Origin of the sequence: Paenibacillus haidiansis (assembly GCF_036553665.1) — a bacterium.
GTDB classification, from domain to species: domain Bacteria; phylum Bacillota; class Bacilli; order Paenibacillales; family Paenibacillaceae; genus Fontibacillus; species Fontibacillus haidiansis.
Genome location: NZ_JAZHPZ010000004.1, coordinates 334593 through 355893, shown reverse-complemented (window position 1 = coordinate 355893; position 21301 = coordinate 334593). Strand labels below are relative to the sequence as shown.

16 protein-coding genes and 1 riboswitch are annotated in these 21301 nt (G+C 55.3%); of the genes, 10 read left to right on the top strand and 6 right to left on the bottom strand.

Annotated features, from left to right (window positions below):
* Positions 1–111: 111 nt before the first annotated feature.
* The gene (locus V3851_RS11215) at positions 112–1056 is read right to left on the bottom strand and encodes a helix-turn-helix transcriptional regulator (RefSeq protein ID WP_331846614.1); all 945 of its coding nucleotides are present in this window, start codon (positions 1054–1056) and stop codon (positions 112–114) included.
* Between the two features lie 115 nt (positions 1057–1171).
* On the opposite strand from V3851_RS11215, the gene V3851_RS11210 reads away from it, so the two are divergent.
* From V3851_RS11210 to V3851_RS11185, 6 genes are all read left to right on the top strand, one after another.
* Positions 1172–1600 carry a VOC family protein gene (locus V3851_RS11210; RefSeq protein WP_331846613.1) on the top strand — a complete coding sequence of 143 codons (429 nt, stop codon included), beginning with the start codon at positions 1172–1174 and terminating at the stop codon, positions 1598–1600.
* Between the two features lie 36 nt (positions 1601–1636).
* A complete protein-coding gene (locus V3851_RS11205) occupies positions 1637–1954 on the top strand; it encodes a thioredoxin family protein (protein ID WP_331846612.1) in 318 nt (105 codons plus the stop codon).
* A gap of 117 nt (positions 1955–2071) precedes the next feature.
* Positions 2072–3049, top strand: coding sequence for an AAA family ATPase (locus V3851_RS11200; RefSeq protein ID WP_331846611.1), 978 nt, complete (start codon positions 2072–2074; stop codon positions 3047–3049).
* Positions 3050–3051: 2 nt separating this feature from the next.
* Entirely contained in the window at positions 3052–4137 is a 1086-nt protein-coding gene (locus tag V3851_RS11195; RefSeq protein ID WP_331846610.1) for a DUF58 domain-containing protein, read from the top strand.
* Positions 4138–4197: 60 nt separating this feature from the next.
* Positions 4198–5085 carry a GNAT family N-acetyltransferase gene (locus V3851_RS11190; protein WP_331846609.1) on the top strand — a complete coding sequence of 296 codons (888 nt, stop codon included), beginning with the start codon at positions 4198–4200 and terminating at the stop codon, positions 5083–5085.
* A gap of 56 nt (positions 5086–5141) precedes the next feature.
* Positions 5142–6506: a DUF4129 domain-containing protein gene (locus V3851_RS11185; RefSeq protein ID WP_331846608.1), complete on the top strand. Its 1365-nt coding sequence runs from the start codon at positions 5142–5144 to the stop codon at positions 6504–6506.
* An 83-nt stretch (positions 6507–6589) separates the two neighbouring features.
* Here V3851_RS11185 and V3851_RS11180 read toward each other — a convergent pair whose 3' ends face one another.
* The gene (locus tag V3851_RS11180; RefSeq protein ID WP_331846607.1) at positions 6590–7894 is read right to left on the bottom strand and encodes a hemolysin family protein; all 1305 of its coding nucleotides are present in this window, start codon (positions 7892–7894) and stop codon (positions 6590–6592) included.
* A 254-nt stretch (positions 7895–8148) separates the two neighbouring features.
* A riboswitch (purine riboswitch) is annotated at positions 8149–8248 on the top strand.
* 77 nt (positions 8249–8325) lie between these two features.
* Here V3851_RS11180 and V3851_RS11175 point away from each other — a divergent pair.
* Positions 8326–9762 (top strand): NAD(P)/FAD-dependent oxidoreductase, encoded by a 1437-nt coding sequence (locus tag V3851_RS11175; protein ID WP_331846606.1) that lies wholly within the window; start codon positions 8326–8328, stop codon positions 9760–9762.
* Between the two features lie 406 nt (positions 9763–10168).
* On the opposite strand, the gene V3851_RS11170 is transcribed toward V3851_RS11175, so the two are convergent.
* Positions 10169–10954 carry a zinc ribbon domain-containing protein gene (locus V3851_RS11170; RefSeq protein ID WP_331846605.1) on the bottom strand — a complete coding sequence of 262 codons (786 nt, stop codon included), beginning with the start codon at positions 10952–10954 and terminating at the stop codon, positions 10169–10171.
* A gap of 425 nt (positions 10955–11379) precedes the next feature.
* On the opposite strand from V3851_RS11170, the gene V3851_RS11165 reads away from it, so the two are divergent.
* The 3 genes from V3851_RS11165 to V3851_RS11155 all read left to right on the top strand — a co-directional run bounded on the left by V3851_RS11165 (position 11380) and on the right by V3851_RS11155 (position 16912).
* Positions 11380–13422, top strand: coding sequence for an amylo-alpha-1,6-glucosidase (locus tag V3851_RS11165; RefSeq protein WP_331846604.1), 2043 nt, complete (start codon positions 11380–11382; stop codon positions 13420–13422).
* A 58-nt stretch (positions 13423–13480) separates the two neighbouring features.
* Positions 13481–15439 carry a type I pullulanase gene (gene pulA / locus V3851_RS11160; RefSeq protein ID WP_331846603.1) on the top strand — a complete coding sequence of 653 codons (1959 nt, stop codon included), beginning with the start codon at positions 13481–13483 and terminating at the stop codon, positions 15437–15439.
* A 111-nt stretch (positions 15440–15550) separates the two neighbouring features.
* A complete protein-coding gene (locus tag V3851_RS11155; protein ID WP_331846602.1) occupies positions 15551–16912 on the top strand; it encodes an MATE family efflux transporter in 1362 nt (453 codons plus the stop codon).
* A 74-nt stretch (positions 16913–16986) separates the two neighbouring features.
* Here V3851_RS11155 and V3851_RS11150 read toward each other — a convergent pair whose 3' ends face one another.
* The 3 genes from V3851_RS11150 to V3851_RS11140 form a co-directional block, all read right to left on the bottom strand.
* The gene (locus V3851_RS11150; protein ID WP_331846601.1) at positions 16987–19308 is read right to left on the bottom strand and encodes a glycoside hydrolase family 65 protein; all 2322 of its coding nucleotides are present in this window, start codon (positions 19306–19308) and stop codon (positions 16987–16989) included.
* Positions 19309–19399: 91 nt separating this feature from the next.
* Positions 19400–20068: a beta-phosphoglucomutase gene (pgmB, locus tag V3851_RS11145; RefSeq protein WP_331846600.1), complete on the bottom strand. Its 669-nt coding sequence runs from the start codon at positions 20066–20068 to the stop codon at positions 19400–19402.
* Positions 20069–20156: 88 nt separating this feature from the next.
* Positions 20157–21188, bottom strand: coding sequence for a LacI family DNA-binding transcriptional regulator (locus V3851_RS11140; RefSeq protein ID WP_331846599.1), 1032 nt, complete (start codon positions 21186–21188; stop codon positions 20157–20159).
* Between the last annotated feature and the right edge of the window lie 113 nt (positions 21189–21301).

Below are 21301 nucleotides of genomic sequence, written 5' to 3'. Positions count from 1 at the left end.
GCGTGGATGCCGCTTTTAACTGTAGGTTTTCCAGTTATTTAATACCGTGCACCAAATCCGGGGAAATTAACTGTAGGTTTTCCAGTTAAATTTGTACGGAGTACCTCACCTTTACTCGTATCTCTCCATCAATTCGGACAATACTTTTCGTATCTCGGCGAGAAGCCGGGGCGGTTCGATCACGGTCGCCTCCCGGCCCAGGCCGATGAAGAATCTCGCCAGAAAAGGGATTTCCCCGAGCGGAATCGTCCCTTTCAGAAAGCCGGAGTCGTCCTCGCGGACATGCATCGGCACTCGCCGGGCTAGCTCGGCCTCGCACATGTCCACCCCGGATTTGGTGAGCTCGACATAGCAATCGGCGTCATGGCGCTTGGCGGCGATATGGGATTCCCAATTTCCCAGATGGATATGGCGCATGTCCAACGGCTTCCGCTCAGGGCCGGGGACAACCGAACGGATGCGGTCGCAGCGGAACAGCCGGAAATCCTCGCGCCGGAAACAATAGGCGGGGCAGTACCAGAGCCCGCCGCGGGCATAGATGCCGACCGGCTGAATGTCGCGGCAGTCTTGCCGTCCTCCCGATTCATATTCGATGGCGATAACCTGCTGCCGGATCGCCGCATCCAGCAGTTCGGCCAGATGCGGAAATGCCGACTGCCTTTGCGGGCTGATGAAATCAACCCGGTTCTTCATCTCGTCGATGCGATCGCGGACATCGCCCGGCATGTAATTGTAGAACTTGCCGAGAGCCGCCGAAGCTTCCGTTTCGAACGGGAGGAACCGGTAATGGCGCAGGGCGTGGCTGGCAAAAAAGATGGCGACCGCCTCCTCCTCGGTAAACGCAATCGGGGGAAGCACCCGCTCGTTCAGCACCTGATAGCCCCCGTGCGGTCCGACTTCGGAATACAGCGGAACGCCAAGCTCGCTCAGTTCCTGTAAATCTCTCAGAATTGTCCGGGAAGAAACGCCGAATTCCTCGGCCAACTCCTTGACCGTGAATTTGCGCTTCCGGTTGACGGTCATCATTAACTCCATTAATCGTTTGGACTTGGACATGGCATAAATTTCTCCGATTTATATTTGATATTTGTGACAATAGTTGTCACTATTATGCCGTACAATGGGATCCGAGTCCAGATGGGCTACAATTTTGAAGGGAGCGGGTTTTTAGATGAAGATGATTTTGACCCCTTTTTTATTGATAGACGGGGATGCGGCCGAGGCGATTGCGTTTTATGAGCGCGTGCTGGGCGCCAAGGTGCTGTTTAAGCAAACGTTCGGCGAGATGCCGAATCCGCCGGCGGAGCTGCTGAGCGGACCGGACCGGGAGCGGATCGCGCACTCCGTGCTGAAGATCGGCGATTCCCAATTGTTCGTGGCCGATATCGCCTCGGATGAGTCCTTGCAGCCGGGGAACCAGGTTACAGTGTGCATCACGGTAGCGGAGGCCGAAGAGGCGGAGGAGCTTTTCGAGCTCTTACAGGAAGGCGGGCGGGTGCGGGAGCCGCTTCAGGCCACCTATTTCAGCCCCGCTTATGGCAGCGTTACGGACAAGTTCGGCGTGACCTTTCTCGTTTTTACCGGGCGGAGCAAGGAATAAATGTGATATAGTAGCGAAGAGAAGGGAGGGTGGGGCATGCTTCAGGAAACGACGGAAAAGGAAGTCTTTCAGCGCCTGGACGCGAACACGGTGCAGGGTAAAGAAGCGCTGCTCTTCCATACCCCTTTTTGCGGAACATGCCGGCTGGCGGAGCGGATGCTGGAGATCGCCGAAGAGGCGGGCCCCACGATCCCGGCGACAAAGCTGAACATAAACTTTGCTCCCAAGCTGCGGGACGCCTGGCAAATTTCCAGCGTTCCGTGCCTGGTCGTTTTGGAGAACGGGGTTCCCGTCCTCAAGGAATACGCCATGGGGTCCGTGGTCGATTTGTATCAATGGCTGCGCAAAGAATAGGCAGCGAAAATTGTTTCATCCTGTGAAGAGTCCGCTATAATGATGGCGGGCTTTTTGTTATGATGAATAATATACGTGATGAAATACATATATTGCCGGAAGGCGGTGTCTTTAACCGTGAATATGCAAAACGCGATGGATTTGGCGAAGCGGCTTCGGGTAAATATCGCTCGGGCCGTGGTCGGTAAAGGCGAGGTGATCGATTTGCTGCTGGCGGCTCTGTTCGGAAACGGACATGTCCTGCTCGAGGATGTGCCCGGCACCGGCAAGACGCTGCTTGCGAAAGCGCTTGCCCGCTCGCTGGACGGGGAATTTAAACGGGTGCAATTTACCCCGGATTTGCTGCCGTCGGATTTGAGCGGAATTCATTTTTATAATCAAAAATCAGGGGATTTCGAATTTCGCGCAGGCCCCTTGTTCACCCATGTGCTGCTGGCCGACGAAATCAACCGGGCGACGCCCCGGACGCAGTCGAGCTTGCTGGAATGCATGGAAGAACGCCAGGTGACGATTGACGGGACCACCCATAGTCTGACGGCTCCGTTCTTCGTGATGGCGACCCAGAACCCGGTGGACAACCAGGGGACGTTTCCGCTCCCGGAGGCACAGCTGGACCGGTTCCTGATGCGAATTTCCATGGGCTATCCTAGCTTTGAAGAGGGGGTGGACATTCTTCAGCGGTTCCGCGAATCGAGCCCGCTGGACGAGCTGGCCCCTGCGGCTACGACCGGGGAAGTGGCGGCCGCGCAGCGCTGCGCGGCGGATGTTCACGTGTCCCGGGACTTGCTCGGGTATATCGTCCGGATCGCGGAGGCGACCCGCAGGCATCCCGAGGTCCGACTGGGCGCGAGCCCGCGGGCCGCTCTCGCCTTGCTCCGCGCTTCCCAGGGGTATGCGCTGATCCAAGGGCGCGAATATGCGACGCCGGACGATATCAAAGAGCTCGCGGTTCCGGTGCTGGCCCACCGCCTGCTGCTGCGCCATGGTCTGAACCTCGGGGAGGCGCGGGAGGACGGCGTCGTCCGGCAGGCGCTTTCCGAAGTGGAGGTGCCGGCGGAGGAGATCGGGGCGGCCAAGGGAAGCGGGGGCGTATAACGATGCTCCCATGGTCGATTGTCAGCGCATTCCTGATCGCGCTCTTGTTATCATGGGTTTATAACCGCTGGGCCTTGAAGGGCGTGCGTTACACCCGCTATTTTACGAAGCGGGCCGTGTTCGAGGAGGAGTCTCTGGAAATGGTGGAGGTCATCTCCAACGCGAAGCCGCTGCCCTTGCCCTGGCTTCGTCTGGAGTCCAGCATGGCGGCGGGGATCGCCTTCGGCAAGCAGAAAAATCTGGATGTGTATTCGGGCGATATCTATCAGAACCATATCAGCCTGTTTTATCTTCGCCCTTACCGCCAAATCACTCGGCGGCATCGGGTGTCCTGTTCGCGGCGGGGCCTGTACCGCCTGGAGTCGGCGACGCTTACTACAGGCGACCCGCTCGGGGTGACGAGGATGACCCAAAAATTCGACCTGAACCTGGAGCTGCTGGTGTACCCGCGGATTCTCGAGCTTGGGGAGCTGCCGCTGCCGAATCACAGCTGGCTCGGCAGTCTGCCCGTGCGGCGCTGGATTGTGGAGGACCCGTTCCTGACCTCCGGGGTCCGGGAGTACCGGGCCGGGGACGATCTGAAAAGCATCAACTGGAAGGCCACGGCGCGGACGGGCGCGCTGCAGGTGCATCAACGCGATTATACGGCGGACCACCGGCTGATGATCTGCCTCAACGTTGAGGACAGCGAGACGATGTGGCGCAATATCACCGAGCCGGAGCGGATCGAGCTCGGCATCCGGTTTGCCGCTTCGGTCGCCGGCTATGCGCTGCGGCACGGCATCGAGACCGGCCTGATGTGCAACGCCCGGCTTGCGGACGGACCGCGGGAGTCGATCGTAATCGGGCCTTCAGGCGACGCCGGCCAACTGGAATGGCTGCTGGATACCTTGGCGCGTGTCGTGCTGGACCGGACCGTATCGATGTCCCGGCTGCTGGAGGAAACGGTGGAGCAAGGAACCCGCGATACCGATTTTTTAATCATTTCCGCCCATCGCGGAGAGAAGCTGCACGCGCAGGCGGATGAACTGCTGCGGCTCGGCAACGGGATCGAATGGATGGATATCCCGGAAGCGGCGAATGCTTAATGGCCGGTTTGCGGCGGATTTACGGCGAGCTTAATGGTAAGCATGAAGGGAGGGGCTAGGGTGATTCGATATGTTCGCGGCACGGAGTGTGAGTTGGATGTACTGTACGCTGCGTTTCAAACAGGCTTTGCAGACTACATCATTAAGTTTGAATATACGATGGAGCAGTTTGCGGCGCGCTTTTTCGGGCCGGAAGGAAACAGCAGGGAGCATTCCTTAGTGGCGCTGAACGGGGATGTGCCGATCGGGGTTGCGCTGGGCGGCGTCAAGGAATACGAGGGCATCCGCACGATGCGCTGCGGGGCGCTGGCCGTACGGGCGGAGGAACGCGGGCAAGGCGTTGCCGCAAGGCTGATGGAGCTGCACCGGGAGGAAGCCGTTCGGAAAGGCTGCCGCCAGTTGTATTTGGAGGTCATTGCGGGAAATGACCGGGCGATCTCTTTTTACAACAAGTTAGGGTATACGAAACTGTACGATCTTTCCTTTTTCAGCCTGAACGATTTGAGCGGTTTGAGCTTCTTGAGTGGCTTGAGTAGCCCGGCTGCCGCCGGAGAGAAGGGCGGAATTGCCGCCGGCCGTATCGACACGGATACATTTGCGGATTTCGTCCGCAGCCGCCGGTATTTTCACCTGAATTGGCAAAATGACCTCGAATGCATACGCCTAACCAGCGATATGGTATTCTACGGGGCATTCCTTGACGATCAACTGATCGGTACATTGGGAATCAGCCATGCCGGGCGGATCGCGGTATTGCTTGTCGACCATGCCTTCAGGGACCGGGGCGCCGCAGCGCTGCTGCTTGGCACGGCCGTCCGTGAGCTTGGGCTGTCCAAATTAACCGTATCGATGTCAAACAACGCGCTGATGGAAGGCCTTCTGCATCATTATGGTTTTGAGCGCGATACAATCGCGTTACACGAGATGTATTTATGGCTGCCCCGGTAAAATAATGCTGATATTCAAACGGAGATCGATCCTCTAACGGAAGGAGGAGAGCAAATATGGAATCGGACACTCTACATAGCGTTGGAATTGCGGGCCGTTCGCTGCGGCTGTGGTGCATATGCCTGATCGAGACGGCATTCTTTATCCCGCTCTTAGTGCCGCTCTATGTCTTCCTGGCGCCGGAGTGGATTGCGGCTGAGGCATTCTGGACGCTTCCCGCGGTATCCTTGGCCGGGGTATTGCTGCAAGCGGCCCTGCACCAACGCTTGTCCGTTTTCTGGAAGCGCCTTGCGGCGGCTTTGCTGCTGGGAGCGGCGTTTGCCGCCGTATTCATGGCGGCGGGCGAAGGCAGCCGGTCGGTGTTTAACCTGCCGCTCGGGGTCATCTTCGCCTTTCAGGGCGTTACCTCCGCCGGGCGGAAAAACCGTCAGAACCTGTACTGGTGCGGCGTTGTCCTTTATCTGCTGGCGGGAATCGCGTTTCCGCGCTTCCCCCGGCTGGAAGCATCCATGCCGCTTATCACCTGGGCCGGCATCGCTTGCCTGGCTTGGGCCTTGTTTGCCGCCAACCGGGATTACTTGCGCTACAGTACGCTGTCCGGGAACGTGTCGGGCAGCTTCCTGCCCCGGGGTCTGCGGCGGCACAACGCGCTCTGGATCGGGGGCATCGTACTGGCGGCCGTGCTGTTGGCGGCCGGCGTCGGCCGCTGGCTGGGAGGAATCGCCTTAAGTCTGCTGCGGCTCATCGTCGGCTGGCTGAGCAAACCGGGCGCGGAAGCGCCACCGAAGGCGGAACAACCCGCAGAGCCGCCGCCGATGGATTTCCCCGTGGAAGAGCCGCGGGAACCGGGGTGGCTGTCGGAGATACTGGACATGGCGTTTTATGTATTGGGAACCGCCGCCATTGCCGCCTTGCTGGCGCTTGGGGCCTACTGGCTCTACAGAAACGCCGGCGGAATATGGCGCCGCTGGCTGGACCGCCTGCTCACCCTGCTCTCCCGTACGGCGCCTGGCGAGGCGGAGTCAGCCTTTACGGATGAAGAGACCCGGCTGGCCGCCCCGGAAACGGCGGCTTCCGGATGGCGGAGCTGGCGCGCTCCCTTCGCTTCCCGGTTCGGCAAGCGCGAGCGTTGGGACGATCTCGCGGACAACCGGGAACGGGCCCGCTATCTGTACCGTCGCATGCTGAAGGAAGACCGCGCCGAGGGCGGATACGAGCCGAAGCCTTATTTCACGCCGCTTGAAACGGAAGACGAAATCCGCCGTCAGCCGGCTTCCAAGGCGCGGGACGGTAAGCCGGGCTGGAAGAAACGCCGGTCCGCGGCCGATGATCTGCTCGGCTTGTACTATCGGGCCCGTTACGCTGAAGAGGAGCCCCGCGACGAAGAAATTGCGGCCGTTAAACGGGAACTCTACCCGTAGCATGCGCAAAAACATGCGAAAAAACCTCAATCCCGGGCATCGCCCCTTGGATTGAGGTTTTTTAATCGGCTCTTTATTCAGCCTTATGCTTCAACCTTGATAATTTCAAGCTTTTTGAAGCGGTGCGGTTCTTTGTCGAGCAGCTTGAATTGCAGATTGTCGTGCTCCAGCGTTTCCCCGACATTCATTTCCGGGTTATGGCCGTACAGCCAGCCGCCGATCGTATCGACATCTTCGGTATCCAGCTCCGTCAGCAGCAGATCGTTAATCTGGTTGACGGACACCTTGCCGTCGGCAATGACATGGGATTCGCTGAGCTGCACCAGCGGCTGCTCCTCTTCCTTGTCGAATTCGTCGCGGATTTCGCCGACGATCTCTTCCAGAATATCCTCGATCGTCACGAGTCCGGCCGTTCCGCCGTATTCGTCGATCAGGATGGCGATGTGGGTCCCTTCCTTCTGCATTCTCTGCAGCAGTTCATTGATCGGAGTAACCTCCGATACGGCCATCACCGGTTGCAGCAGGGATGCCATCTCCAGATTCGGATTATCCTCGTAGGCAAGGAAGAATTGCTTCGTGTTAATGATCCCGATCACATTATCCTTGCTTTGCTCGACGACGGGAAACCTCGTATACTGCTGCTCTTTGATGATCTCCAGGTTTTCCTGTCGCGATTTATCCGTATATAAGCACACCATGTCGGTGCGCGGAACCATAATTTCCTTGGCAAGCAAATTGTCAAAGGCAAAAATCCGGTTGACGTAGCCGTATTCGCTTTGATTGATTTTGCCGCTCTCATAGCTTTCGTTAATGATGATTTGCAGTTCTTCTTCCGATGCGGCTTCCTCATGCTCGGAGGCGGGCTTGATGCCCATCAGTTTCACGAGCTGATTGGCCGAACCGTTCAGCGTCCAGATGAACGGGCGCATGATTTTGGTAAACCAGATGAGCGGTTTCGCCGTAAGCATCGCGATGCTTTCCGCCTTGCGGATGGCGACGGTCTTCGGTGCCAATTCACCGACGACGACGTGGAAATAAGTGATGACTACAAACGCGATGATAAATGAAAGCACACTGCCTACTGCTTCAGGTACATGGAGACTGTGGAACACCGGGTGCAGTATTTTCTCCACCGTCGGTTCGCCCAGCCAACCGAGTCCGAGAGCCGTAATGGTAATGCCCAATTGGCAAGCCGACAAATAGCCGTCGAGATTCGAGGTTACTTGCTTGACGGCAACCGCTTGTTTCCGTCCTTCGGCAATCAATTGATCCACCCTGCTGCTCCGTACCCGGACGATCGCAAATTCCACCGCCACGAAAAACGCCGTCAGCGCGATGAGAACCACGACCAAAACCAAATTTAATACCAAAAGCCTGTCACTGTCCATACTTTGCATCTACTCCTCTTAGTTATGAAATATAAATAATGCACAAGTCTATTATATAGCAAATTGCATACGAACGCTAATTCGCACGGACGTCCGGCAAGTAGATTCTTGAAAATAATGTTCGTGTTTTTGACAAATCCTATTTAAATAGCATTAAATAAATCTAGCATATTCCATAAATTACGAACAATCTTTAATTTCGCATTTGACTTATACGTATTTTAGCGGTATTATACTTAACGTGATAGACAAACGAATGAAAACTTACAAGCGATCGTATATCCTCAAAAATACGGTTTGAGGGTCTCTACAAGGAACCATAAATTCCTGGCTACGAACGGGTGCTTACGCATACCTTTCATAGGCGGGATTTTTTTTTGCCGGAATGGAACGGACTTACCCTTACTTCAGGAGAAACTAGGAGGAAACTGATGAGTAAATATGATGTCATTGTTGTCGGAGCCGGACCCGCGGGGATTTTCGCCTGTTACGAGTTGACCCGGAAAGCGCCGCAGTGGAAAGTGCTGTTGATCGATAAGGGGCATGACATTTACCGCCGCCGCTGCCCGATCTTGGAGGAGAAGATTACGCTGTGTCCGCCTGCCGCGGGCAAGAAGGAATTCGCCGGCTGTCTGCCCGCTTGCTCCATTACGGCCGGATTCGGCGGAGCCGGAGCGTACAGCGACGGGAAATTCAATATCACGACCGAATTCGGCGGCTGGCTGACCGATTATGTCGCACCGTCCAAGGTGCTTGAGCTGATTCAATACGTGGACGCCATCAATCTGGAGCACGGCGCGACTCCGGCGATCACCGATCCGATGACCGACGCGATCCGCGGGATCGAGCAGCGTGGCTACGCCGCCGGGCTCAAGCTGCTCCGCGCCCGGGTCCGCCACCTCGGTACGGAACAGAACTTGGAGATTCTGAAATCGATCTACGAACATTTGAAGACACGGGTCGATATGGTGTTCAAGGCGGAAGTGGAGGATCTCATCACGGTTAAGGAGGAGGGGCAGCACCGGGTTCAGGGCATTGTCCTGAAAAACGGCGAAACCTACGAGGCCGACAAAGTCATGGTCGCCCCGGGGCGCGACGGCTCGGCCTGGCTGACCGACATTTTGAAGAAACGCCGCCTGCATATGTCCAACAATCAGGTCGATGTCGGCGTGCGGGTGGAGACTTCCGATGTGGTGATGCGGGAGATCAACGAGCATTTGTATGAAGGGAAATTCATCTTCAATACTTCGGTGGGCACGCAGGTCCGGACGTTTTGCAGCAACCCGTCGGGGCATGTCGTGGTGGAAAACCACAGCGGAGTCATGGCCGCGAACGGCCACTCTTATAAAGATCCGGCGCTCGGCTCGAACAATACGAATTTCGCCCTTCTTGTATCGCATAAATTTACCGATCCCTTCGACAAGCCGAACGAATATGCCAGAGAAATTTGCCGCCGGGCGAACGATCTTTCGAACGGCGGGGTTATCATCCAGAAGTACGGCGATATTTTGCGCGGCCGGCGTTCGACCGAGAAACGCATCGCCGAAGGCTTCTTGGAGCCGACGCTGAAGGAGGCGGTTCCGGGGGATCTAGGACTCGTGCTGCCTTACAATACGATGAAGAGCTTGATCGAAATGGTCGAGGCGCTCGAAAAAGTCACCCCGGGTATCGCCTCCGAGCACACGCTCTTCTACGGCGTGGAGGCGAAGTTCTACTCCGCCCGGCCGAAGCTGTCGGCCTCGCTGGAGACGGAAATCGCCGGGCTCTACTGCGGCGGAGACGGCGCCGGCATCACCCGCGGACTGGCCCAGGCGGGAGCCGCCGGGGTGTGGATCGCCCGCGGCATGGTGGAGCAGGCCGGCGCGTAAACACGCCTATATAAGCGGCGGGCGGCTTTCGGCTTCTCTTTCGCCGAAGCCGAGTCCGAAGCCGCCATTGCTGCAAGGGTGTCCGGCTCCCGGCAGGCAGCCGATTCATTGCGGGCCACGAGGTATCGAGCAGTCAGGGAAGCTTAGCGCGAGCAGCGGAAATTCCTGCAATAATGCAGTTTTTCCGGGCTGTCCAGGCTTTATTAGCGAATTCCTCCGATTATGCAGGAATTTACGGGCTAAACCGAGCATAAGGCGACTTAAGCGGTAAATACCTGCACTTTTGCAGGTATTTACTCCAAACGGAAGCAATATATTAAAAAAGCTGCACACTTGCAGCTTTTCTCCTGCCCATAGTTAAAGGCAGGGGCTTAAGCGGCGGTCGTATACCGCCGCTTTTTTGCGTTTACGGGTAGAACGGTTCGCCGAAACCGTCGTTATCTTGCGTGTCCTGATATTCCTGCTGCTGTTGTTGCAGTTGTTGCTGCAGCCTCTGCTGCAGTTGCTGGTCGCGGACGGTTTCATTGATCTCCTTATATGTATGAAACGAATAGAACAGAACGGTAACGGCGAGAATCAACGCCGGCAGGACGGCGAGGGCGATCGGGATGTACAGGCTGGTTTCGCCGGCCAGCGCGATTTTCTCGGCGCGGGTTTCAGGATCGCGGATGAAGCGTAGGTTCAGCGCTCTGATTTTTCGCCGGGCGTGGTGGAGATAAATTTGGTTGGCGAACGCGGCGAACAGGGCATGGAGCGCAAGTTGGGCGATAATGGCCACCACTGCGACGCCGTCCGGGACAGCATAAACCGGGAAGAGCGCGAACCGGACGATATTCACCATAAACGTTAAGCAGATTAAATACAGCAAAAGATAGAGATACATCCCCCGATATAGCATCCAATACCCGCCGAGCAAAAATGCGGGCCAGTTCCAATGGCTGCCTTCCTTCCATTTGCGCAAATAATCTTCGGCCTTGGCTCCGACAAATAGAGACAAGTCTGTCTCTGACGGTTCATCGCCGGGGCGGGGATGGCTGCGTTGCTCTTCCGGAACCCCCGCGACGGCGCCGGATTGGCCGTTGAGAACAGGCGAACCGGAAGGAACCTCCTCTCTCGGTTTAACCGGGGTTCCGCAGCTGACGCAAAAATTGTCTTCTTCGTAAAGTACTGTGCCACATTTTGAACAATACATAGCATGCCTCCGTCTGACTTATTCCGATAGCAAAAAGTAGTCCAAAAGAACTACGAACCTATATATTTATCGGAGCGTGCCGCCTATAAATGAATAGTGTCTAACAGAGAAGTTCGTAAAAGGCTCAAAGTAATGTCTTGGAATGCCGGCCGGAAGTGAACTATGGTAATCATTCAAATAGGAGGGGGCAATACACTAGCTTTGTGCAAACGATTGACCAAACGGAAAGAACGGTGATATAATGCAGCACATAATAGTAAGTAAACGTTTAAGTAACAGAGCATGGCAAATGATTGATAGGGCATTCCAGAGAGTACCTTTGAAGAAGTTGAAAGGGAATTGAGAAAAAATTGCAGAGCACTTTTAAGATATGAAGAAGTATTAAGAAGCAATAAGAAGATAGAGGCATGATAGGGAGGTTCGGCATGGATAGAGCATATGTGCTGGGACGCAGCATGTGGCGGACGCTTGACGAAGGAAACGAACGGGAGTGGCTGATCGGCAACGGGGTCGGGGGATACGCGGGACACTCGGTTCCCGGCGGAGGCTTCCGGCTTTCCCATGGATATCTGGTGGCATCGGCCAAGGCGCCCGTGGACCGCATGCTCGTATTTACGAGAACCCAGGAAGAGGTGGAGATCGGCGGGGAAACTTATGATCTTGCCTCCCAGCAGTACGTGAATTGGCAAAAAGACGGCCAGCGCTACCTGCGGAGGTTCAAGCTGGATACGGTGCCGGAATACGACTATCAGGTGGAGGATGTGCGCATCCGTAAAACGATCGCCATGGAATACGGCCATAATACCGTAACCGTGTGCTACGAAGTAACGGGCGGAAAGGAACGCACCAAGCTAAAGCTGGTTCCGCTGTTTAATTACCGCTCGCCGGGAGATGCCTCGGAAAAAGGCAGGCTGTCGTTCGAGACGGAGCAAACGGGCAAAATGCTGAAGCTCGTTCCGCGCAGCCATCCGGAAACGGTCATTTCCTTTATGACTTCCGAAGGAGACTATCTGGACAGATCCACACTCCCGGTGACGATGGCGACACCCAACTATTTATATGAAGAATCCCATTATTACAAGTTTGAGAACCGCAACGGCTTCCTGGGCGTAGACTGCCATTATACTCCCTATGAAATTCATATTGATATAGATCCGTACGAGCGTAAGAGGTTCTATGTAAAATGCTCCGTAGAACCGCTGCAGCCCGGCGGCAAAGACGGGTTTACGATCGTCCGCGAGTATAAGGAGAGAATGGACAAGCTGGTGCAAACGGCCGGCTACGGGAACCGCTTTGCCGACCGTTTGGTGGAGGCGGCGGATCATTTTATCGTCAACCGGGCATCGACGGGGCTGAAAACGGTGCTCGCCGGCTACCCCTGGTTCACCGATTGGGGACGGGATACGATGATTGCCCTGCAGGGCCTAACGCTATCCACCAAACGGTATGCCGATGCTAGAGAGATTTTGGAGTCGTTCGCGCGATATGTCCGGAACGGCCTGATCCCCAACATGTTTCCCGACGACGGGCAGGAGCCGCTCTACAATACGGTCGACGCTTCGCTGTGGTATTTTCACTCGGTGCACGAGTATTTGCGGCATACCGGCGGGGAAGAGGACTACAAGTTCATCGAGCAAAGGATTTACCCTAAGTTGCGAGAAATCATAGAAGCCTATCAAAACGGCACCGATTTCTCGATCGGGATGGACGAGGACGGCTTGATTCATGCCGGCGGCGGTTTGGATCAGGTCACCTGGATGGACGTGCGGGTTGGCGATTGGGTCGTCACGCCGCGGCACGGCAAACCGGTCGAGATCAACGCTTTATGGTATAACGCTCTGTGTGTGATGGCGGAGCTGGCGGAACGTTTCGGGGACATGACGCCATATGATGCATTAGCACGAAGAGTGCATGAATCCTTCAACCGCCGCTTCTGGAACGCCGAGGCGGAATGTTTGTACGATGTGGTCGATGTGGAACAGGGCAACGGGGAGCGGATCAATGACGGGCGAATCCGTCCGAATCAAATCTGGGCCGTGTCGCTGCCGTTTACGATGCTTGCTCCCGAGAGAGAACAAGCGGTCGTAAACACGGTCTACAAGCATTTGTATACACCTTACGGCCTGCGGTCGCTATCTCCCGAGGATCCGGAATACCGGCCGCGTTATATCGGCAAGCTCATCGACCGGGACGGCGCGTATCATATGGGAACCGTATGGGCGTTCCCGCTTGGCGCTTTCATTACCGCTTACTGCAAGGTGGGCGGCTACAGCGAGGAAGCCGTAGAGACGGCCAGAGAGATGTGCGAGGTATTTGAGGACCATCTCCTGGACGGCGGGATCGGCGGAATCGCCGAAATATTCGACGGCGAATTTGCCTGTACGAGCAGAGGATGCTTCTCGCAGGCCTGGAGCGTCGGGGAAATCCTGCGGGCCTATACCGAAGACGTGCTGCCTCATTTAAAATAGCTTGCCGCTGCCCTGGAATGCACCGGTGCGACATTTCTAAACGATTGGAGTGAATCCAGTGTCGGTACAGAAGGAAATCGATATCATTATGGATTACGGCGATCCCGCGGTAACGGGAGGGGTTTCCGTGTTTGACAAGGCGTTTGACGATAAATTTTATTATAGCGGGGATGACCTGGGAGCGGTGTATGCGCCGGATAAAACGGTGTTCCGCCTTTGGGCGCCGACGGCGTCGGAGGCGAAGGTCGTGTTTTACGCTTCCTGGAACAGCCAGCCGCTGGAGGAGCGGACGATGGTCCGGGCTGCCCATGGAACCTGGCTGTTGGAAGCCCCCGGAGACTATCACGGCATCTATTACACGTACAAGGTTAAAGTAGGTGCGGATTGGAATGAAGCGGCCGACCCCTACGCCAAAGCGGTCGGCGTCAACGGCGACAGAGCCGTCGTGCTCGACCTTGGCCGGACCGATCCCGAGCGGTGGACCGGGGAGAAGCCGCCGCTGGCGTCGCCGGTCGACGCGGTGATTTACGAGCTGCATATCCGGGATTTGTCCATTCATCCCGACAGCGGTGTCATTCATCAGGGCAAATTCCTCGGCCTGGCCGAGAGCGGAACGCGCGGGCCCGGCGGGATTCCGACGGGGCTCGATTATATCGCCGGGCTTGGCGTGACCCATGTCCAGCTCCTGCCGATTTACGATTACTCGACGCAGAGCGTGGACGAGACGAAGCTGGATCGTCCGCATTACAACTGGGGATATGACCCCAAGAACTATAACGTGCCCGAAGGCTCCTACGCCACGGATCCGTACAATCCGGTCTCCCGGATCACGGAGCTGAAACGCTGTATCCAGGCGCTCCATGACCGGGGAATGCGGGTAATAATGGACGTCGTTTACAACCATGTCTATGACGGATACCTGGTCAATTTCACCAAGCTCGTGCCGGGGTACTATCTGCGGTACAATCCGGACGGCACCTTCTCCAACGGGTCCTTCTGCGGAAACGAATGCGCGTCCGAGCGGCCGATGATGTCCAAATTCATCGTCGATTCCGTGCTGCATTGGGTCCGCGAATATCATATCGACGGCTTCCGGTTCGATCTGATGGGCCTCCTCGATGTGGACACGATGAAGGAAATCCGGCGCCGGCTCGATGACATCGATCCTTCGATCCTGATGATCGGCGAAGGCTGGAATATGGACACTGTGCTGCCGAACGAGCGGCGCGCCCATCAAGGCAACGCCCGGCAGATGCCCGGCATCGCCCACTTTAATGACGGGATCCGCGATGCCGTCAAGGGGGATACGTTCATTTTCGGCTCCAAAGGCTTTGTCAGCCGGGGAAGCGGCCTGGAGGACGGCGTAAAGCGCGGCGTCGTCGGCGGCATCCGGTACGGCGGGACGATAGAACAGTTCGCCGAAGAGCCGACTCAGAATGTCAATTATGTGGAATGCCATGACAATCACACCCTCTGGGACAAACTGGCGCTGTCGTCGGGCGGGGAAACGGAGGAAGAGCGCCGCCGCATGCACAGACTGGGCTCGGCCATCGTTCTGACCGGCCAGGGCATCGCCTTCATCCATGCAGGCCAAGAGTTTATGCGTACCAAAAACGGCGTAGAGAACAGCTACAAATCTTCCGTCGAGATCAACCGGCTCGATTGGGAGCGCTGTGCGGCCCGCCAGAACGATGTGCTGTATATGGCCAGCCTGATCAAGCTGCGCAAATCCCATCCGGCCTTCCGGCTGCGGACGGCGCAGGAGATTCGCGAGCATTTGTATTTTGAGAGCGCGCCGGACCATGCAATCGCATACACGCTGCGAAATCACGCGGGCGGCGATCCGGACCTTCATCTATATGTGCTTTATAACGCCAATCCGGAACCGGTCACGCTGAATTTGCCGGACCTGGGTGCCTGGGAAGTGCATTACGGCAGCGAATTCGTCCGCAAGCTCAACGGTACTTCACTAGAGGTCCATGGGCTCGGGATGGTCGTTTTGAATATTACAGAGTAAGCCGACTACAACTGAATATAAATAAACTCCGCAGGATGCTCAACTTCTGGTTTGTTTTGGGCAGCCTGCGGTTTTTTTTGAAGGAATAAAGGAAGAAGCGAGGATGCGGGGATGAATATTGCGTTGAAGAAGGATTTCTACCGGAATGTGTACAAAATTGCCGTTCCGGTAACTTTGCAAAGCCTAATTATGGCGCTGCTGACCCTGACGGATCAGTTGATGGTCGGTCAACTCGGCGATGTGGCGATTGCTTCCGTCGGTATGTCCGGCAAAATTTACAGCGTCATCTCGGTAGTGCTGGCCGGTTTGGCTACGGGTGTTTCGGTATATGCCGCCCAATTTTGGGGCAAACGGGACCGGAAGAGCATTTCCGGTCTGCTTGGCGTCGGTTTGCTGATCGGCTTCGGTTTGTCGTTTCTGTTCTCCTTGTTTGTGTTCCTCAAGCCGCAGCTCTGTCTCAGTCTCTTCACGACGGACACCAAAGTCATAGAAAATGGCTATGTTTTTCTGGAAATTACGGCATTAACTTATGTTCCCATGATGCTGACCATGCTGTATTCCGCCATCTTGCGGAGCACGCGGCATGTAAAGCTGCCGATGTTTGTCAGCCTGATTACGGTAGGGTTGAATATTGCCCTCAACTACTTATTGATTTTCGGCAAGCTCGGTTTTCCCGAGTGGGGCTTAAAGGGGGCAGCCGTCGCTACCCTGACGGCCAGAATCGTGGAGTGCCTGTTCATTATCGGCGCGGTATATAAATTCAAATTGCCGGGAGGGGCCGACTTTAAAGATTTATTCAGCGCCTCGAAGCCGCTCATCTCCAAATTTCTGCGGACGACCTATCCGATTGTTCTTACGGAGTTCATCTGGGTACTCGGGGAGACGGTATACGCGATTATTTATAGCCGGATGGGGACATCGGAGATGACGGCCATGACGATTACCTTTCCGCTCCAGGGCATCTGCATCGGGCTGCTTGCTGGCCTCTCCAGCGCGGGCGGCGTCATGGTCGGAAACAAGCTGGGAGCGGGAGAAGAGGAGGTTGCGCTGCAATATGCCAAGCGGTTCATCCGGCTGGGCATAGGCGTATCCCTGGTTGTGGGCGCAATCATCGTGCTCATCTCGCCGTTTTATGTATCCGCGTTTAAGGTATCCGATGAGACCCATCGATTGGGGATTTATTTGGTCTGGGTGTTTGCCGCGTTCCTGTGGGTGAAAGTAAGCAATATGATCATGGCGGGAGGCATACTGAACAGCGGCGGGGACAGCAAATTTGTGTTTGCGATGGAATCTACGGCGACCTGGCTGATCGGCGTACCGTCCGGTTTGCTGATGTCCTTCGTTTGGAAGCAGCCGATTTTCCTCGTCTACCTTGTCCTTTCCATGGAAGAGGTCGTTCGTTTTGTGATCGGCATGGCCCGCATCAGATCAAGGAAATGGATGAAGAACCTGGTCGGCGACTTGGCGGCTTAACGATCATTAATGAAAAAGAATCCCCGTGGCCGGTTTTACCAAAGCACCACAGGGATTCTGTATTTCTTGAACTATTATTTTGCGGCCAAGGACGCTCTTTCAACCTTGATTTCGCCATTGCCGGCCACCGTGTAGCTGTTGTCGTAAATGCGGATCGCCGCAGGCACATCCGTCTCGTTCGTGACGGTGATGTTCTCGTCCGTTACGCTGACGTTCAGACGGGAATTCCGGAACATCACCTTGAAGGAGAACGAAGTCCAGTGGGACGGAATGAACGGACGAAGCACCAATTCGTCATTCGCTGCGCGCAAGCCCCCGAACCCTTGAATAATGGACATCCAGGTACCGGCCATACTGGTCGTATGACAGCCGTCCTCGGTGTCGTTGTTATAGTTGTCAAGATCGAGCCGGGCGGTGCGCAGGTACATCTCGTACGCCTTCTCCTGGTAGCCGAGCTCGCAGGCGATGATCGCGTGCAGGCAAGGGGAGAGGGAGGACTCGTGGACCGTGATCGGTTCGTAGAAGTCGAAGTTGCGCTTCTTCGTCTCCAGGTCGTAACGGTCGCCCAGGAAGTACAATCCCTGCAGCACGTCGGCCTGCTTGATGTAGCAGGAGCGCAGGATGCGGTCCCAGGACCAGTTCTGGTTCAGCGGCAGGTTCTCCGGAGCCAGTTCCTTCACAGGCAGGATTTCCTTGTCGAGGAAGCCGTCCTGCTGCAGGAAGATGCCGCGCTCTTCGTCGACCGGGTAGTACATATTGGCGATAATATGCCGCCACTGGGCTGTTTCTTCGTCCTGCAGCTTCAGCTTGTCGACCAGCTCCAGGTAACGCGCGTTCTCATTCGCTTTCAAGTAATCGAGCACTTCCAGCGTGTATTCCATCGTCCACGCCGCGATGCGGTTCGTGTACCAGTTATTGTTGACATTGTTCTCGTATTCGTTCGGCCCGGTTACGCCGAGCATCACGTACTTGCCTTTGGCCTCCGACCAGTTGACGCGCATTTCCCAGAAGCGGGAAATTTCCGCGAGCACTTCCAGACCGTACTGGCTCAAATACGCTTTGTCGCCGGTATAATTCACGTAGTTGTAGATCGCGTAGGCGATCGCGCCGTTCCGGTGAATTTCCTCGAAGGTGATCTCCCATTCGTTGTGGCATTCCTCGCCGTTCATCGTCACCATCGGATAAAGGGCGCCTTTCGGGAAGCCGAGCTTGCGCGCGTTTTCCTTTGCTTTTTCCAGGTGCTTGTAGCGGTAGATAAGCAGGTTGCGGGCGATGCTCGAATCCGCGGTGCTGAGATAGAAAGGCACACAATAAGCCTCGGTATCCCAGTAAGTGCTGCCGCCGTATTTTTCACCGGTAAAGCCCTTAGGCCCGATATTCAGGCGGTCGTCGGAACCGTCATAGGTTTGATTCAATTGAAAAATATTAAAGCGGATCGCCTGCTGTGCAGACACATCGCCTTCGATAATGATGTCGCTTTCCTTCCATTTGTCGGCCCAGCCGGCGATTTGCTCTTGCAGCAAGGCGTCAAAGCCTGCCGCTTTCGCCTCTTCAAGCAGCTTCTTGCCTTCCGTTACGAGCTCTCCGAGACCGAAGTTACGGGAAGTTACGTTGGCTACATATTTATAGATAGCTACGGTTTCGCCTTGATTGGCTTCAACGGCCGCTTCGGCGGATACATACTTTTCGCATTCTGAAATGACGGGCTGAATGTCGAGCTTTGTACCGTTTTTAAAGATGTCAAAGGACATAACTGAGGTGACATGGAAGTCAAGTTTCTTCGTCTTCAGCGTGAGATAGGAGATATCCGCCGCCGCTTCTTTTTCGACTTCAAGCCAGAATTTCTCTTCATAGTTGGAGTCTTTGTTCTGCACATCGCCGTCGAGATAAGGCACAAGCTTGATCGTGCCGGAGAAGTTGAGCGGAGTTACCGCATAGCGAATCGCACCGATTTCATGGCGCTTCACGCTGACGAAACGCACCGCTTCGACTTGAACCTCTTTACCGTCCTCAAATACGGCCACAAAACGGCGGGACAGCGTACCTTCCTTCATGTTCAGCTCGCGGACAAAATCCTTGACCCCGCATTTCGCCAGATCCAGGACATTGCCGTCAATGAACACATTGATGCCGATCCAGTTGGTGCTGTTCAGCACTTTGGCGAAATACTCGGGATAACCGTTCTTCCACCAGCCGACGCGCGTCTTGTCGGGATAATATACCCCGGCCATATAGCTGCCTTGCAGCGATTTCCCGCTGTACTGCTCCTCGAAGTTGGCCCGCTGGCCCATGAAACCGTTACCGATGCTGAAAATGCTTTCAGAGATTTCATGTGTGGCGGGATCAAAAGATTCCTCAATAATGGACCACTCATCCAATTTAAGATATTGTTTCACTATTACCGGCCCCTCCCAAAAAGTCTTTCTGATGGTTGTTATAATGGTTGTTTCGGTTTATATGAATTATATAAATGCGGTCGCTCCCCGGTTAGGCTTGCTGGCCCGCGGCGATATCCCGCAGGCGCGCTACGGTCATATCGGCGAGCGAGGCGACGACGAGATCGGCTGCGCCGAGCGTGCTCGGCGACCCGATGCCCACGCTGCGCATCCCGGCCCGCCGGGCGGCTTCGATCCCGGCTTCCGCGTCTTCGAACACGACACAGTGCTCCGGCGAAATGCCGAGTTCGGACGCGCCGAGCGTAAACACTTCCGGGTCGGGCTTGGCGCTCGCGGTGCGCGTCCCGTCAATGATGGCGTCGAAATACGGCGTAAGCCCCGTATTGTTCAGAATCGTCATCGCGTTTTTACTGGCCGATCCCAGCGCGACCTTCAGACCGTTCTCCCGGCAATCCTTCAGGAATTCAAGCGCTCCCGGCAAAATCTCCGAAGCGTCCATTTTGGAAATCATATCGAAATACCAGTTGTTTTTACGCTCGGCAAGCTCAAGCTTGACGGCATCGTCCAGTTCGAGGCCTCCCACGCTTAACAAAATATCGAGCGAAGCCATCCGGCTGACGCCTTTGAGCCGTTCATTATCCCGCTCGGTGAACTCGAACCCGAGCTCGGCGGCCAGCCGCTTCCAGGCGAGATAATGGTATTTGGCGGTGTCGACCAGCACACCGTCCAAGTCGAATAAACAGGCCTTGATTGAGGTCATAACCTCTCCTCCTCTTTTAGCGCAAACGTTTGAACAAAAATCGAAAAATAAAAGAAGCGGTATGCTTCAATTATTTTTGGGTCCACCCTTATTTTTTCGATATCGAATACATCGAGGATTCGCGAACCATCAACCGATGCGGAATGATTTGCCGTCTCGGATAGGTCTTGTCGCTGTTTTGAATCGATTGGATCAAGACCTGGGAAGCGGTATATCCCAAATTGTAAATTCCGATATCGATGCTACTGAGCGGCGGTGTCGACAATTCGGACAAAGGAATATTGTTGAAGCTGACCAGGCACAAATCTTCAGGCACTTTGTACTTGAGTTCATGCAGGCCGCGCAACACGCCGAACGATACGACGTCGTCGATCAGGACGATGGCTGTGGGACGGTCCGGCAAATTCATAAAGAAGGACATCGCCCGATAGCCGCTTTCCTGCAAAAATTCCCCCTCGACGATCCATTCGGGGCGCATTTCCAGTCCCGAATCATGCAGGGCATCCAGATATCCCTTCAGCCGATCCTTGGAAACGACGAGGTCCGGCGGTCCGCTGACGAACCCGATCCGTTCATGCCCCAAGGAAATCAGATGCTTTGTGGCGTCGTAAGAAGCCTGTACGTTATCGTTATCGACCGATAAAATATCGGGATATTGTTCGCTGCGTCCGATCAGAACAAAATGATGACCGTTTTCATACAGAAAATCGATAACAGGGTCGTCTTGCCTCGAATAAAGTAGAATCACACCATCCACCCGTCGTCCGTTGAGCAATCGGGAAACGCCTTCAACTTCTTCCTTCTCGTTGGCTCCCGAACTGATCAGCACATCGTAACCAAGCCGGCTTGCTTGCGTGACAATGCCGCGAATCAGTTCCATGAAGAAGAAATTGGAGAACAATTCCTCGGCGGACTTCGGTAACATGATGCAGATACTGTTTGTTGTTTTGGATACCAGGCTCTTCGCCATTATATTCGGATGGTACCCAAGCTGATCCATGATGTCCTTTACTTTTCTCGAAGTTTCGGCGCTTATTCGTGGATGATTGGACAGCACCCGGGACACTGTAGAGGGTGATACTCCGGCCTTTTTGGCAACATCCTTTATGGTAACAGCCATAAAAAACCTCCTCTGTGGAACCGTTTGCTTTACATTGTAATATTAATCGAAAGATAGCGGAAAGTAAATAGAGAAAGCAGGGGAAAAGCTGTTCTGGATTACGGATTTCCGAC

What these genes read in the sequence shown, in the direction of transcription:
- V3851_RS11215 (WP_331846614.1), bottom strand. Translation starts at nt 1,056, where the DNA reads ATGTCCAAGTCCAAACGATTAATGGAGTTAATGATGACCGTCAACCGG.
- V3851_RS11210 (WP_331846613.1), top strand. Translation starts at nt 1,172, where the DNA reads ATGAAGATGATTTTGACCCCTTTTTTATTGATAGACGGGGATGCGGCC.
- V3851_RS11205 (WP_331846612.1), top strand. Translation starts at nt 1,637, where the DNA reads ATGCTTCAGGAAACGACGGAAAAGGAAGTCTTTCAGCGCCTGGACGCG.
- V3851_RS11195 (WP_331846610.1), top strand. Translation starts at nt 3,052, where the DNA reads ATGCTCCCATGGTCGATTGTCAGCGCATTCCTGATCGCGCTCTTGTTA.
- V3851_RS11185 (WP_331846608.1), top strand. Translation starts at nt 5,142, where the DNA reads ATGGAATCGGACACTCTACATAGCGTTGGAATTGCGGGCCGTTCGCTG.
- V3851_RS11180 (WP_331846607.1), bottom strand. Translation starts at nt 7,894, where the DNA reads ATGGACAGTGACAGGCTTTTGGTATTAAATTTGGTTTTGGTCGTGGTT.
- V3851_RS11175 (WP_331846606.1), top strand. Translation starts at nt 8,326, where the DNA reads ATGAGTAAATATGATGTCATTGTTGTCGGAGCCGGACCCGCGGGGATT.
- V3851_RS11170 (WP_331846605.1), bottom strand. Translation starts at nt 10,954, where the DNA reads ATGTATTGTTCAAAATGTGGCACAGTACTTTACGAAGAAGACAATTTT.
- V3851_RS11165 (WP_331846604.1), top strand. Translation starts at nt 11,380, where the DNA reads ATGGATAGAGCATATGTGCTGGGACGCAGCATGTGGCGGACGCTTGAC.
- V3851_RS11155 (WP_331846602.1), top strand. Translation starts at nt 15,551, where the DNA reads ATGAATATTGCGTTGAAGAAGGATTTCTACCGGAATGTGTACAAAATT.
- pgmB (WP_331846600.1), bottom strand. Translation starts at nt 20,068, where the DNA reads ATGACCTCAATCAAGGCCTGTTTATTCGACTTGGACGGTGTGCTGGTC.
- V3851_RS11140 (WP_331846599.1), bottom strand. Translation starts at nt 21,188, where the DNA reads ATGGCTGTTACCATAAAGGATGTTGCCAAAAAGGCCGGAGTATCACCC.